Below are 13,113 nucleotides of genomic sequence, written 5' to 3' on the forward strand. Positions count from 1 at the left end.
CCCGCGTCTCGGACGCGGGGCTCCTCACCAAGGTGAAGAAACGTTGAAGCGTCAGTCTCTGGCGCCTCAGTCGTGCTGCAGGCGTTCCTTGATGACCACGGAGCCGTTCTCGAGCGTCTCAATGACGCCCTTGTCCTCCAGGTCCTTCATGACGCGGCTGACCATCTCGCGCGACGCGCCGACAACCTTCGCCATGTCCTGCCGCGATACCTTGCCGCGAATGATCTTCACGCCCTTCTCTTCCTCCGCCATGTCCAGCAGCGTACGCGCGACGCGACCGTAGACATCGAGCAGCGCGAGCGACTCGATCTGGCGGTCCGCGTTTCTCAGCCGCGCGACGAGGCCGCGCAGGATGCCGTAGGCCAGGCTCGACGAATCCGGCAGACCGCGTCCGAAATCGGCGCGGCCCAGCACCAGCATGTCGGTCTGCACCTCGGCGCGGACCGTCGCCGAGTGCGGCTCGTTGTCGATGAGGCTCATCTCGCCGACGTAGTCGCCAGGCTGCAGCACGGCGAGGATGACTTCGCGGCCGCGGCTGTCCGCGGTCAGCACGCGGGCGCGGCCGTTGAGCAGGATGAAGAGCGCGTTGGACTTGGTGCCCTGCTCGACGATCAACTCGCCGCGTTTGAAGCGCCGTTTGACGACGCTGTCCGCGATGGACTGGGCCTGGTCGGCGGTCAGCAGGGAGAACAAGGGAACCCTGCGGATCAGATCCAAATTGGACAACATGGCCATGAAGGGATGCCTCCTGTCGGGGGTTAGGGTCAATCGTGGTTGTCAGGATGGCAGAGAGACCCGCCACCTAGAATGGATGCATTGTGCCAATTTGTTCACGCCTGTTCATAGGGTCAACGCCATAGGCCGCCCGCCGGTCCCCTTAGGCTGTCGACCCTTGCGTCCGTTGAACGCATCCCCATTTCCCCCGTCATGAGCCAAAACACCCGCCACGCCCAGCTGTTGATCCTCGGTTCCGGCCCCGCCGGCTACACCGCCGCCATCTATGCGGCGCGTGCCAACTTGAAGCCGCTTCTGGTGACGGGCATGGCGCAAGGGGGTCAGTTGATGACCACGACCGAAGTGGACAACTGGCCCGCCGACGTGATGGGCGTGCAAGGCCCCGAACTGATGCAGCGCTTCCAGGAACACGCCGAGCGTTTCCAGACCGAGATCGTCTTCGACCACATCAACAGCGTCGACTTTTCCAAGCGTCCGTTCACGCTCACCGGCGACAGCGCGGTCTACACGGCCGACGCGGTGATCCTGGCCACCGGCGCTTCCGCGCAATACCTGGGACTGCCGTCGGAAGAATCGTTCATGGGCCGCGGCGTCAGCGCCTGCGCGACTTGCGACGGCTTCTTCTATCGCGAGCAGGAAGTCTGCGTCGTCGGCGGCGGCAATACCGCGGTCGAGGAAGCGCTGTACCTGTCCAACATCGCCAGCAAGGTCCATCTGATCCATCGTCGCGACAAGTTCCGCGCCGAGCCGATCCTGGTCGACAAGCTGATGGACAAGGTCAAGGCCGGCAAGATCGAACTGCACGTGTTCCAGACGCTGGACGAGGTGCTGGGCGACGCGAGCGGCGTGACCGGCGTGCGCATCAAGAGCACGCAGGACGGCACGACCACCGACATCAAGTTGCAGGGCTGCTTCATCGCGATCGGTCACAAGCCCAACACGGACATCTTCCAGGGCCAGATCGAAATGAAGGACGGCTACATCCGCACGAAGAGCGGTCTGGAAGGCTTCGCCACGATGACCACCGTGCCGGGCGTGTTCGCCGCGGGCGACGTGCAGGACCATGTGTATCGCCAGGCCATCACCAGTGCCGGCACCGGCTGCATGGCGGCGCTGGATGCTCAGCGTTTCCTGGAGCAGGAATCAGCCTGACCCTTCCGCTCTGCGCGACCGTGGCGCCCCTGGACGGGCGCCCCCGAGGCTCACTGACCGGCCCGCCTTTGCGCGGGCCGGTTCGTTTCTGCTACACTCTTCGTTTCCCCGCGCCATCAACCTGTGAAGGATCTTGACGCGAGGAGGATGGGATACCGCCACCCTATGGCGAGGTGAGGCCGCCGCCCGCGACTCGACAGCGAGGTCGAGACGATTGGGACGGTCGCCGGATGACAAGTATCGGAGTGTCCTCATGGCACGCGTCTGCGAAGTCACGGGCAAGAAGCCCATGGTCGGGAACAACGTTTCCCACGCCAACAACAAAACCAAGCGCCGGTTCCTCCCGAACCTGCAATACCGCCGTTTCTGGGTCGAAAGCGAAAACCGCTGGGTCCGTCTGCGCATCACCAACGCCGGGCTGCGTCTGATCGACAAGAAGGGCATCGACGCCGTGCTGGCCGACCTGCGCGCGCGCGGTCAAGCCTAATCACTGAACCAGGAGCGACACCATGGCATCCAAAGGCGGACGCGAGAAGATCAAGCTGGAATCCACTGCCGGCACCGGTCATTTCTACACCACCAACAAGAACAAGAAGACCACGCCTCAAAAGCTGGAATTCATGAAGTTCGACCCCAAGGCACGCAAGCACGTGCTGTACAAGGAAACCAAGCTGAAGTGATTCAGCCCGGTCCTTGAAGAAGAAAACCCGCCTCTCGGCGGGTTTTTTCATGGGCGACCGAAAAGGGGCGTCACGGCCCCCATCGCGATCAGCGGGTCGGCGCCAGGTGCGCCTTGCCAAGCAGTTCGCGCGCCATCCAGTCGTCGATCATCTTCTTCTCATAGCGCAGCGGCTCGGAGTCGAAGTAGCGGTTGCCGACGCCATTCTGGTAGTCCATGTCCTTCAGGTCCGCCTTGCCGGACTTCAGGACCTGGCCGTTCTCGCTGAGCGTATAGGTGAAGCTCATGCGCGGAATCGTCACCGATCGAAGGATGCGGAGCCGATCGGTGCGGACATGCGGTTCGACTTCCCCCGCCAGGTCGACGTCGGTGACGTCGATCTTGAGCTGCTTGCCGGGCAGCTCGCGCGCCGCGAGCGCCTTGAAGTGCTCTTCCAGTTGCTTCATGGCGTTGTCGCGGTCCACGCCGACCCAGCCGATGTCGGAGAAGTTCTCCGGCTTGATGAAGTTGACTTCCGCTTGAGCCTGCGCAGCCGCGGCGATCGCGCCCAGGCTGGCGCCCATCAGGCCGAACAACACAGTGCGCTTGAAAAGGGTCGAGGCCATCATGTCAATCTCCTTGTCTGAGAGTTCAACAAATTATGGGCGCCGCCAAGAAAAAAGGCGCCCGGTAGGGGCGCCCTTTGCATTGCTTCATCTCCGCCTGGGTGTCAGCCATCACTCTGGCCGACCTCGGCGCACGATGAGCCGACCTTCGCTCAGACGCGCACCGTGCGCAAACCCGTCGCGAAGGCCTTCAGTTCGGCGATGCCGCTTTCCTCGGCCTTGCGGCACCAGGCCTGCAGGTCATGCACCAGCTGCTCAGCCGACACGTTCGTGCGGGTCCACAACTGACGCAGTTCTTCGCGCATCGTCACCAGCTTGTCGAGCACCGGGCTCGCCGCGCGGGCGCCGTTCAGTTGCTCCTGATAGGCAGCCGGGATCTTCTCGGCATCGCGATGCAGCCAGCGGGTCGCCAGCTTGAACTGATGGAACTTGACGCTGTGCTGCTCGCCCGCAGCCTTCAACTGGAGCAGCTCGGCCTTGCAGGCGCCGCGCAGGCCGCGCGCATAACGCGCCATCACTTCATAGCGGTTGGCGATGATGGCCTCCAGGGTGTCCTTGTCGGCCACCGCCTTGAGTTCGCCGGTCTTCATCTGGGGCGCGGTCTTGCGCACCTTCGCCCAGCCGATCATCTCCATCGCACGGATGTAGCCCCAGCCGATGTCGAACTCGAAAGGCTTGACCGAGAACTTGGCCGACGTCGGATAGGTGTGGTGATTGTTGTGCAGCTCTTCGCCGCCAATGATCACACCCCAGGGCGAGACGTTCGTCGACGCGTCCTGCGCCTCGAAGTTGCGATAGCCCCAATAGTGACCGACGCCGTTGATCACGCCGGCGGCCCAGAACGGGATCCAGGCCATCTGCACCGCCCAGACCGCCATGCCGGCCACGCCGAACAGCGCCAGGTCGATGATCATCATCAGGGACACGCCCCACACCGAACGGCCGGTGTAGACATGGCGCTCGATCCAGTCGTCCGGCACGCCATGGCTGAACTTCTTGATCGTTTCCTCGTTCTTGGCTTCGGCGCGGTACAACTCGGCGCCACGCGTCATCACCGTCTTGATGCCGCGGGTGACGGGGCTGTGCGGATCATCCTCGGTCTCGCACTTCGCGTGGTGCTTGCGGTGGATGGCCACCCATTCGCGAGTGACCATGCCGGTCGTCAGCCACATCCAGAAGCGGAAGAAGTGCGACGGAATCGGACCCAGGTCGAGTGCCCGGTGCGCCTGGGCGCGGTGCAGGAAGATCGTGACGCCAGCAATGGTGATATGCGTCACCACGAGGGTGAAGACCACGATCTGCCACCAGCTGGCGCCGGTGAGGCCGTCGATCATCCACGCCAGGATGGCGTCGTGCACAGACATCAATACGTTCATTCGGTCCTAACCCTGCTCGCGAGGAGCCAGTTGTCCACAGGAAGCCCCGATTGTAGGCGACGCACTCTAGAAATCGCCCAGATGTAAGCCGCTTTCCCGTCGGTCTTTTGACGCTTCGCGACCGGAAGGGCCTGAAGACGTGATCGAACAGACACGACGGCCAGTTCGCAATAAGAAACATGCCGCTGACAGGACCCCTGCCAGGTCCGGTCGGCAGGGCTCATTTCTTACGTTCCCATACTGCTGCGAAGAAGCCGTCGCTCTGGTGACGATGGGGCCACAGGCGCAGATAACCGTTCTCGGACAGCTGTGCCGCCTGGGTCGCGTCGACCTGGGCGTGGGTCAGCACGTCCTGCGCGGGCATCAGGACGAAGTCGGGATGCGCCTCCGCGAAGGCCTGGGCGACCGACTCGTTCTCGGCATCGAGCAGCGAACAGGTCGCATAGACCAGGCGGCCGCCCGGCTTGAGCAGGCGCGAGGCGCTGTTCAGGATGGCCAGCTGCTTGTCGTGCAATTCCAGGACGCTGTTCGGGGATTGGCGCCATTTCAGATCGGGATTCCGGCGGAGCGTGCCCAGGCCCGAGCACGGCGCATCGACCAGCACGCGGTCGATCTTGCCGGCCAGGCGCTTGACGCGCTCATCGCGTTCGTTGCTGATCTGCACGGGGTAGACGTTCGACAGCCCGCTGCGCGCCAGGCGCGGCTTGAGCTTGTCGAGTCGATGCCCCGAGACGTCGAATGCGTACAGCCGACCGGTGTTGCGCATCGCGGCACCCAGCGCCAGGGTCTTGCCGCCGGCGCCGGCGCAGAAATCGACGACCATCTCTCCGCGTTTGGCCTCGGTGAGCAAGGACAGCAATTGGCTGCCCTCATCCTGCACCTCGACCTGGCCACTGGTGAAGACGTCCAGCTTCTGCAGCGCCGGCTTGCCTTCGAGCCGCAGGCCCCAGGGCGAGAACGGCGTCAGCGACGACGCGAATCCCTTGTCCTTCAAGGCCGCCTGCACGTCCTCGCGCTTGGCCTTCAGCAGGTTGACACGCAGGTCCAGCGGCGCGGACACGTTGACGGCGTCCGCCAGTTGCCAGAACTGCTCATCACCCAGACGCTGCCTCAGCGGCTCGACCAGCCAGTCGGGCAGGTTGTGGCGCAGCTTCTCCGGCAGCTTGCTGCGGTCGACCTTCGCCACCTGCTTGAGCCATTGCTGCTCCTGGTCATCGGTCGCCGCGCGGAGGAAGGTGTCGCTGCCGGCCCAGGCGAGGATCGCCAGCCGCCGCGACATCGGACCGCGGCCCGACTGGGCCAGATGCTGCAGCACCGGACGCTGGCGCAGCACGGCGTAGGCGGTTTCGGCGATGGTGTGGCGCTCGCGCTGGCCGAGCGCCTTGTGCGCACGGAAGAAATCGGAAACGAGGGCGTCGGCGGGCTTGTCGAACAGCAGCAGGCTGTCCACCAGTTCGGCGCAGAGTTCAAGAAGGGCATTAGGATGCATCGCGCGATTATCCCCGGCTCCGGCGTCAGGCCCACGCCCTGCCCCATTCCCGCCGTCACGACCCTGCCCATGAGTGCCTCCCACACCGTCCCAGACCCTGCCGCGCACGGCGCCGGCGATCCGCTGCAACCGCTGCCCGAGGCGCCCACCGGGCGCTACCGCCACTACAAGGGCGGCGAGTACGAGGTCCGCGGCGTCGTCCGCCACAGCGAGACGCTGGAGCCCCTCGTGCTCTACGTGCCGCTCTACAACGACAGTGGCCTGTGGGTGCGTCCTTACGACATGTTCTTCGGCTCCGTCGACATCGACGGGGTGACGCAGCCGCGCTTCGCCCGGATGCCGGACTGATTGCGCGTGGATCGGCCCATGCCCCTGCTGCACCAGATCAAGCGCCGCCCCCGCCTGCTGATCGGCGCGGCCACCGGCGCACTGCTGGCGGCTGCCTGGCCGGTCGAACTGGCCTGGCACACCCGCGCGTTGCTGGGCTGGAGCGCCGGCGTCTGGACCTACCTCGTGCTGATCGGCTGGATGATGTTCCGCACCGATGCGGAAGACGTCGAGGAGCAGGCCGGCGCCGTCGCGGACGGTGCGCCGACGGTGCTGGTCTTGGCGATCCTCGGCGGTGCCGCCAGCATGGCGGCGATCGCGCTGGAACTGGCGCAGGTGAAAGAGGCCGGCCTGTTGAAGGCCTGGCCGCACCTGCTGGTGGCATCGGCGACGCTGACCGGTTCGTGGCTGCTGCTTCCGGTGGAGTTCGGACTGGCGTATGCGTCGCTGTTCCACTGCGGCCCGAAGGCGCCCCACGGGCTGGAGTTCCCCGGCGACGAGGATGCCCCCGACTACCTGGATTTCTTCTATTTCGCGGCCACGGTCGCCGCGACCTCACAGACCTCGGACGTCGTCGTCAGCGCGCGACCGATCCGGCGACTGGTGCTGGTGCAGGCGATACAGGCCTTCGTGTTCAACACCGTCGTGCTGGCGCTGACGATCAACTTCCTTGCCGGCATGCTGGGCTGAACGCCGGGCCGGGGATTCAGCCCTCGGCGCAGCCTGCGACGGGTCGTGCGGCCATGCGGTCAGTTGAACATCTGCGGCTCGCCGCCGCGATGGAGGACGCGCGCGCCCTCGATCGCGAGCTGCCCCTCGACGAACCAGCGCACGGCGCTCGGGTACATGCGGTGTTCGACCTTGAGCACGCGCGCCGCCAGCGCCGCCTCGTCGTCGCCGTCCAGCACCGGCACGATGGCCTGCGCGACGATCGGACCATGGTCCAGCTCCGCCGTCACGAAGTGCACCGTCGCGCCCGCCACGCGGCAGCCGGTCTCGATGGCGCGCTGGTGCGTGTGCAGCCCCGTGAATGCCGGCAGCAGCGACGGGTGGATGTTGAGCATGCGCCCCGAGTAATGACCGGTGAACGCCGGCGTCAGGATGCGCATGAAGCCGGCCAGCACCACCAGATCGGGGGCGAAGCCATCGACGACGCGCTGCAGTTCCGCATCGAACGCAGCGCGCGCGGCGTCTCCCTTGCCGAAGGCCTTGTGGTCGACGACCGCGGTGGCGACGCCATGCGCCCGCGCGAATTCAAGCCCGGCGGCATCCGGCCGGTTGCTGATCACCGCGGCGATGCGGGCCGGCCATCCACCGGCCGTGCAGGCCTGGACGATGGCCTCCATGTTGGAGCCTCGCCCGGAGATCAGGATCACGATGTTCTTCATGGGCCGGCAGTGTAGCCAAGGGCATCGGCGCCAGCGCACTGCCATGACCGGCGGCGACCGGGCCGACGCTCCCTACAATCGCCCTCCCGCCGTCGCATGTCCGACCTCGTCCCGAGATCGCCGCGCGCCGGTGCGGCCACCGCCCCAGCCTTCCGCCATGACCGACCAACCCACCCTCACCCCGCGCCAGCGCGTGCTCTCCGGCATGCGTCCGACGGGCGCGCTGCACCTCGGCCATTACCACGGCGCGCTGAAGAACTGGGTGCGATTGCAGGACGCCTACGACTGCTTCTTCTTCGTCGCCGACTGGCACGCCCTGACCACGCATTACCAACACCGCGAAGGCCTGGAACAGAGCGTCTACGACATGGTCGTCGACTGGCTGGCGGCCGGCGTCGATCCGGAACAGGCGACGCTCTTCATCCAGAGCCGCATGCCGGAACACGCCGAGCTGTTCACGCTGCTGGCGATGAGCACGCCGTCGAGCTGGCTGGAACGGATGCCGAGCTACAAGGACCTCGTGGCCGAGAACCGCGAGCTGGCGACCTACGGCTTCCTCGGCTACCCGCTGCTTCAGGCGGCCGACATCCTGATCTACAAGGCGGCCTTCGTGCCGGTCGGCGAGGACCAGGCACCGCACGTCGAGGTGACGCGCGAGGTCGCGCGACGCTTCAACCACCTCTACCGGCAGCCCTCGGCGCCGCTGTTCCCGGAGCCGCAGGCGCTGATGACCGAGAACTCGCGACTTCCCGGCCTGGACGGACGCAAGATGAGCAAGACCTACGGCAACGCGATCGCGATGCGCGACGCGCCGGAGGTCGTCGCCGACAAGGTGCGCAAGATGCAGACGGATCCGCAGCGCGTGCGTCGCGGCGATCCGGGCGAGCCCGAGCGCTGCCCGGTGTGGGCACTGCACAAGGTCTATGCCGACAGCGACACGCGGGCATGGGTCGAGTCGGGCTGCCGCAGCGCGGGCATCGGCTGCCTGGACTGCAAGCAGCCGCTGATCGAGGCGATCCACGATGAGCAGGCGCCCTGGCGCGCCCGCGCCGACGAACTGCTCGCCGATCCGAAGAAGGTCCACTGGATCGTCGAGGTCGGCACCGAACGTGCCCGTGCGGTGGCACGCAAGACGCTGCGCGAGGTGCGCGGCGCGATGGGCATCGACTACTGAGCACGCACAGATGGCCGGCATCCACATCACCGACATCGAGTCCGCCATCAATTGGTGGCGACAGCGCTCGCCGGGCGACGGCGTGACGCTGGGTCCCGAGCTGCGCGCGCTGGCGGAGGTCTATGCGCTGATGGTCTTCCATCACGAGACCGAGTGCGACGAGGACTCGATGCCGCCGCGCGCGCTCGCGGCCTGGACGCGCTGGTACGACACCACGCCGGACGCGCCCTGCATCGCGATCTGTTCGACCAGCCAGGGCGACGAACTCTGCAAGGGCTGCGGACGCAGCTTCGACGAGGTCCAGAACTGGCCGGTGCTGACGCCCGGAGAGAAACGCGCCACCTGGCGGCGGATCACGATCGAAGGCACGGCGTGGCGCTTCAACCGCTATGCGGAGCGGGCGATCGAGCGGCGCAACGCCGCCGGCGCCGACGCTCAAGCGGCCGCCGACAAGGATCCCGCTTGAGCGCTGCGCTCCACGGCCGCCTCGCGAGCCTGCGCCAGATCCTGCCGCTCGCGTGGCCCGTGTTCATCGGGCAACTCGCAGTGCTGGCGTATTCGACGATCGACACGCTGCTCGTCGCCCGCCACTCCGCCATCGACCTCGCGGCCCTCGCGGTTGGCTCGGCCGTCTACACGTCGGTGTTCGTGGGATTGATGGGCGTGGTGCTGGCGATCTCGCCGGTGGCCGGGCAGCTCTTCGGCGCGAAGCGCATGGCCGAAGCCGGCGACAGCCTGCATCAGGCCGCGTGGCTCGCGCTGGCGCTCACGGTGATCGGCGAATTGATCCTGTGGTTCCCGCAGCCCTTCCTCGCGATCTCGCAGGTCAGTCCCGAGATCGCCGCAAAGATCCGCGACTACCTGCGCATGCTGGGCATCGCGCTGCCCGCGGCCTTGCTGTTCACCGCCTACCGCGGATTCAACACGGCGGTGTCGCGACCGAAGGCGGTGATGGCGTTGCAGATCGGCGGACTGCTCTTGAAGTTCCCGGCCAGCGCGCTGCTGATCGGCGGATTCACGCTGGGGCCGCTGCACGTGCCACCGCTGGGCGCGGTCGGCTGCGCGATCGCGACGGCAATCGTGATGTGGAGTCAGCTGCTGATCGCACTGGCCGTGCTGCGTCGCGATCCGTTCTATGCCGCGTTCGGCTTCGCTCGGACCGGGCTGCATCGCCCGCGCAAGGACACGTTGATGCGGCTGCTGAAGCTGGGCGTGCCCATGGGCGCGTCCGTGCTGATCGAGGTGACCGGCTTCACCTTCATGGCGATCTTCATCGCGCGGCTGGGCACGACGCCGGTGGCGGGGCACCAGCTCTGCGCCAACCTCGTGGCGATGATGTTCATGCTGCCGCTGTCGCAGGCGAACGCCTGCAGCACGCTCGTGGCGCAGGCCATGGGCGCGCGCGACTATGCGGCGGCGCGCCGGCTCGGCTGGCATGGATTGGAGATCGCGCTGGCGATCGCGTTCGTGCTCGGCGGCGTGGTCTTCTCGCTGCGGGAGCAGGTGCTGGGCCTTTACACCAGCAATGCCGCCGTCATCGCCGCCGCGCTGCCCCTGCTGGGCTGGTTGTGGCTCTTCCACGTGTCCGACGCCGGCCAGACCGTGGCCGCCTTCGTGCTGCGCGCCCATCACATCGCGACGGCGCCGATGCTCATCTACGCGTTCGCGATCTGGGGGCTCGGCCTGGGCGGCGGCTACTGGCTGGTCTTCGGCGACCATGCCGTCGCGTTGCCCGCGATCATGCAGGGCGCGATGGGGTTCTGGAGCGCTGCCTCAGTCGGACTTGCCGCCGCCGCGATCGGGCTCGGCGTCCTGCTGGCCCTCGTTCATCGCCGGGAGATCGGGCGTTGAGCGTCAGCCAGCCGCGTTCAGCGGCAATGTGATCACGAAGCAGCTGCCGCCGCCCTCGCGGGCATCGCATCGCACCGTGCCCTGGTGGGCCGTCGCGATCTGCTTCACCAGGCTCAGGCCGAGTCCCACGCCGCCCGACACCTCGGCATGGCCGGGCAGACGGAAGAAGGCCTCGAAGATCCGCTCGCGCATCGGCTCGGGCACGCCCGGACCGCGGTCGCAGACTTGCAACTCGACGCGATCCTGCCCGGCGCGGCGCACCTTGAGCTCGACGACCGGCCCGCCGTAGCGGCGTGCGTTCTCGAGCAGGTTGCGCAGCGCGCGTCGCAGCAGGCGGTCGTCGCCGTTCAGCGGCAGGCGGGCGATGCCGGTCTCGATCTCGAGTTCGGCGTCACCCAGCGCGGCCGATTCGGCGGCGATCGCCAGCAGGTCCACCGGCTCCAGCCGCAGCGACTGCGCGCCGCCTTCCAGCCGGCTCGCCAGCAGCACCTCTTCGACGAGCGCGTCCAGCTCCACGATGTTGGTGTTGATCTCCTGCCCCAGGCGCGCGCGCTGGGCCGGCGACGCGTCGTCCAGCATCGAGAACGCCATCTTCAGCCGCGCCAGCGGCGAGCGGAGTTCATGGCTCGCGTTGGCGAGCAGGCTCTTCTGCGATCTCAGCAAAGCCTCGATCCGTTCGGCGGCGAGGTTGAAGCTGGTCGCGAGCGCGGCGACTTCGTCCTTGCCGTTGTCCTGCACGCGGAAACTCAGATCGCCGGAGCCGAATTGCTCGACCCCGGACTTCAGCGATTCGAGCCGGCGCGTCAGCCGGCGCACGACCGGATAGGCCCCGACGGCCACGGCCACGAACAGCACCGCCAGCAGCACGGCCAGGGCTTCGCCGCTCGGGCGGGGGATCCAACCGGGCAGCCAGGAGCCGTTCGCCGCATCCTCGCGACGCTGCTGCTCCAAACGGTCCAGCATGCGCTGGCGCATCTGCTCGACTTCGGGCCGCGGCTCGCGGCGGATGGGACTGCGCACGTCGTTCGGCGGCGGGCCATCGACGAACGGATCGCGGCGCTCGCGCTGCATCCGGTGCGGACCGCTCGCGGCACGCGCGTCGGCTTCGAGCTTGTCCTGGCCGGTCGGCCCAGATGCGCCCGGCGGGCGGGCCAGGCGCAGGAACAGCAGGTGCCGGCCGTCGTCCAGCGGCACGCGCTGCACGCGCGAACCGGGCAGGTCCTCGCGGCGCTCGAACAGCGGCGAGGCGCCGATGCGGCGTCCGCGCGAATCCTCCAGCGCCAGCGCCATCCGCAGGCGCTGACCCCAGTCCTCGACGGCGTCGGCCTGCTCGTCGGTCGACGCCGTGACCGGCGGCAGCGCGCGCTGCACCAGCACCGCGAGCGCCACCAGCCGCTCCGAGGCGGCCTGCTCGAAGGTCCCGCGCTCCTGCTCGATGCGGCCCTGGAAGAGCCACGCCGAGCCCAGCGCAAATGCCAGTAACACCACCACGACGGTGATGTAGATGCGCAGGTACAGCGCCTTCACTGCGTCGCAGCCTTCATTCCAGGCCTTCGGCGTCCTGCTTGCGAGCGAACACGTAACCGGCACCGCGCACCGTGAGCACGCGGCGCGGGTTCTTGGCGTCGTCCTCGATGACCGAACGGATGCGGGAGATGTGCACGTCGATCGAGCGGTCGAAGGCCTCCAGCGGGTGGCCCTTGAGCGCGTCCATGATCTGGTCGCGCGACAGCACCCGGCCCGGGCTCTGCGCCAGCACGACCAGCAGGTCGAACTGGTGGCTCGTCAGGTCGCAGGCATTGCCGTCCAGGCGCACCTGTCTCGCCGCCAGGTCGATCTCCAGGCGGCCGAAGCGCAGCACCTCGTCGCCCATCGCCTGGGGCTCGGTGCGGCGCAGCAGCGCCTTCACGCGGGCCTGCAGCTCACGGGGCTCGAAGGGTTTGGGCAGGTAGTCGTCCGCGCCCAGCTCCAGGCCGAGGATGCGATCCATCGGCTCGCCGCGTGCCGACAGCATCAGCACCGGCAGGCGGCGCCAGCGCTTGTCGCTGCGCAGTTGGCGGCAGAACTCGAGGCCGTCGCCGTCGGGCAGCATCAGGTCCAGGACCAGCAGTTCGAACTGGCCGGCCTCGAGCTCGGTGCGGCCCTGCGCCAGCGAACCGGCGAAGCTGACGTCGAAGCCGGCGCTGCTGAGGTAGTCGCCCAGCATCGCGGTGAGCCGGGCGTCGTCGTCGATCAGGAGCAGTCGTGGGTTCATCGGGCGTTGCGGTGCAGCCACCGACCGGGCCGGATCGGCCAGGCCGCGCGCCGCGGACTCATCGAAAGACTGAAGCATAGCCG

Annotated in this window: 15 protein-coding genes; 8 read left to right on the forward strand and 7 right to left on the reverse strand. The window is 67.3% G+C overall.

Translation table 11 applies throughout. From position 1 onward, the window contains the following. Positions 1-66: 66 nt before the first annotated feature. Positions 67-735: a Crp/Fnr family transcriptional regulator gene (locus tag AC07PR_RS04770; RefSeq protein ID WP_067273553.1), complete on the reverse strand. Its 669-nt coding sequence runs from the start codon at positions 733-735 to the stop codon at positions 67-69. A 192-nt stretch (positions 736-927) separates the two neighbouring features. Here AC07PR_RS04770 and trxB point away from each other — a divergent pair, with 192 nt between their 5' ends. The 3 genes from trxB to rpmG all read left to right on the forward strand — a co-directional run bounded on the left by trxB (position 928) and on the right by rpmG (position 2,567). Then, entirely contained in the window at positions 928-1,887 is a 960-nt protein-coding gene (gene trxB, locus AC07PR_RS04775) for a thioredoxin-disulfide reductase (RefSeq protein WP_495134569.1), read from the forward strand. 253 nt (positions 1,888-2,140) lie between these two features. After that, positions 2,141-2,374 (forward strand): 50S ribosomal protein L28, encoded by a 234-nt coding sequence (gene rpmB, locus AC07PR_RS04780; RefSeq protein ID WP_377155495.1) that lies wholly within the window; start codon positions 2,141-2,143, stop codon positions 2,372-2,374. A 22-nt stretch (positions 2,375-2,396) separates the two neighbouring features. After that, positions 2,397-2,567, forward strand: a complete 171-nt coding sequence (gene rpmG, locus AC07PR_RS04785) for a 50S ribosomal protein L33 (RefSeq protein WP_067273562.1) — start codon at positions 2,397-2,399, stop codon at positions 2,565-2,567. An 88-nt stretch (positions 2,568-2,655) separates the two neighbouring features. On the opposite strand, the gene AC07PR_RS04790 is transcribed toward rpmG, so the two are convergent. From AC07PR_RS04790 to AC07PR_RS04800, 3 genes are all read right to left on the reverse strand, one after another. Next, a complete protein-coding gene (locus AC07PR_RS04790; RefSeq protein ID WP_483106080.1) occupies positions 2,656-3,174 on the reverse strand; it encodes a DUF3016 domain-containing protein in 519 nt (172 codons plus the stop codon). Between the two features lie 149 nt (positions 3,175-3,323). After that, complete coding sequence (locus tag AC07PR_RS04795; RefSeq protein ID WP_377155498.1) at positions 3,324-4,535, reverse strand: DesA family fatty acid desaturase; 1,212 nt, start codon at positions 4,533-4,535, stop codon at positions 3,324-3,326. 232 nt (positions 4,536-4,767) lie between these two features. Continuing rightward, a complete protein-coding gene (locus AC07PR_RS04800; protein ID WP_483106079.1) occupies positions 4,768-6,036 on the reverse strand; it encodes an RsmB/NOP family class I SAM-dependent RNA methyltransferase in 1,269 nt (422 codons plus the stop codon). A 69-nt stretch (positions 6,037-6,105) separates the two neighbouring features. Here AC07PR_RS04800 and AC07PR_RS04805 point away from each other — a divergent pair, with 69 nt between their 5' ends. Next, entirely contained in the window at positions 6,106-6,384 is a 279-nt protein-coding gene (locus AC07PR_RS04805; protein WP_495134570.1) for a DUF1653 domain-containing protein, read from the forward strand. A gap of 18 nt (positions 6,385-6,402) precedes the next feature. Beyond that, a complete protein-coding gene (locus tag AC07PR_RS04810) occupies positions 6,403-7,053 on the forward strand; it encodes a DUF1345 domain-containing protein (protein ID WP_377155501.1) in 651 nt (216 codons plus the stop codon). 59 nt (positions 7,054-7,112) lie between these two features. Here the strand turns inward: AC07PR_RS04810 and purN are convergent, their stop codons facing one another. Further along, positions 7,113-7,751: a phosphoribosylglycinamide formyltransferase gene (purN, locus tag AC07PR_RS04815; protein WP_495134571.1), complete on the reverse strand. Its 639-nt coding sequence runs from the start codon at positions 7,749-7,751 to the stop codon at positions 7,113-7,115. Positions 7,752-7,908: 157 nt separating this feature from the next. Between purN and trpS the strand changes: the two genes are divergently transcribed. Genes trpS through AC07PR_RS04830 form a run of 3 tightly spaced genes read left to right on the forward strand, consistent with a single transcriptional unit; the run spans position 7,909 to position 10,776 of the window. Then, positions 7,909-8,925 (forward strand): tryptophan--tRNA ligase, encoded by a 1,017-nt coding sequence (gene trpS / locus AC07PR_RS04820; RefSeq protein ID WP_495134572.1) that lies wholly within the window; start codon positions 7,909-7,911, stop codon positions 8,923-8,925. 10 nt (positions 8,926-8,935) lie between these two features. Next, positions 8,936-9,391 (forward strand): DUF3717 domain-containing protein, encoded by a 456-nt coding sequence (locus AC07PR_RS04825; RefSeq protein WP_377155504.1) that lies wholly within the window; start codon positions 8,936-8,938, stop codon positions 9,389-9,391. Then, the gene (locus tag AC07PR_RS04830) at positions 9,388-10,776 is read left to right on the forward strand and encodes an MATE family efflux transporter (RefSeq protein WP_377155505.1); all 1,389 of its coding nucleotides are present in this window, start codon (positions 9,388-9,390) and stop codon (positions 10,774-10,776) included. The genes AC07PR_RS04825 and AC07PR_RS04830 overlap by 4 nt, the downstream gene beginning before the upstream one ends. A gap of 3 nt (positions 10,777-10,779) precedes the next feature. Here the strand turns inward: AC07PR_RS04830 and AC07PR_RS04835 are convergent, their stop codons facing one another. Beyond that, complete coding sequence (locus AC07PR_RS04835; RefSeq protein ID WP_483106075.1) at positions 10,780-12,303, reverse strand: sensor histidine kinase; 1,524 nt, start codon at positions 12,301-12,303, stop codon at positions 10,780-10,782. 13 nt (positions 12,304-12,316) lie between these two features. Beyond that, positions 12,317-13,030, reverse strand: coding sequence for a response regulator (locus AC07PR_RS04840; protein ID WP_067282373.1), 714 nt, complete (start codon positions 13,028-13,030; stop codon positions 12,317-12,319). Between the last annotated feature and the right edge of the window lie 83 nt (positions 13,031-13,113).

This window comes from Roseateles sp. GW821-FHT09H11, from assembly GCF_059415845.1.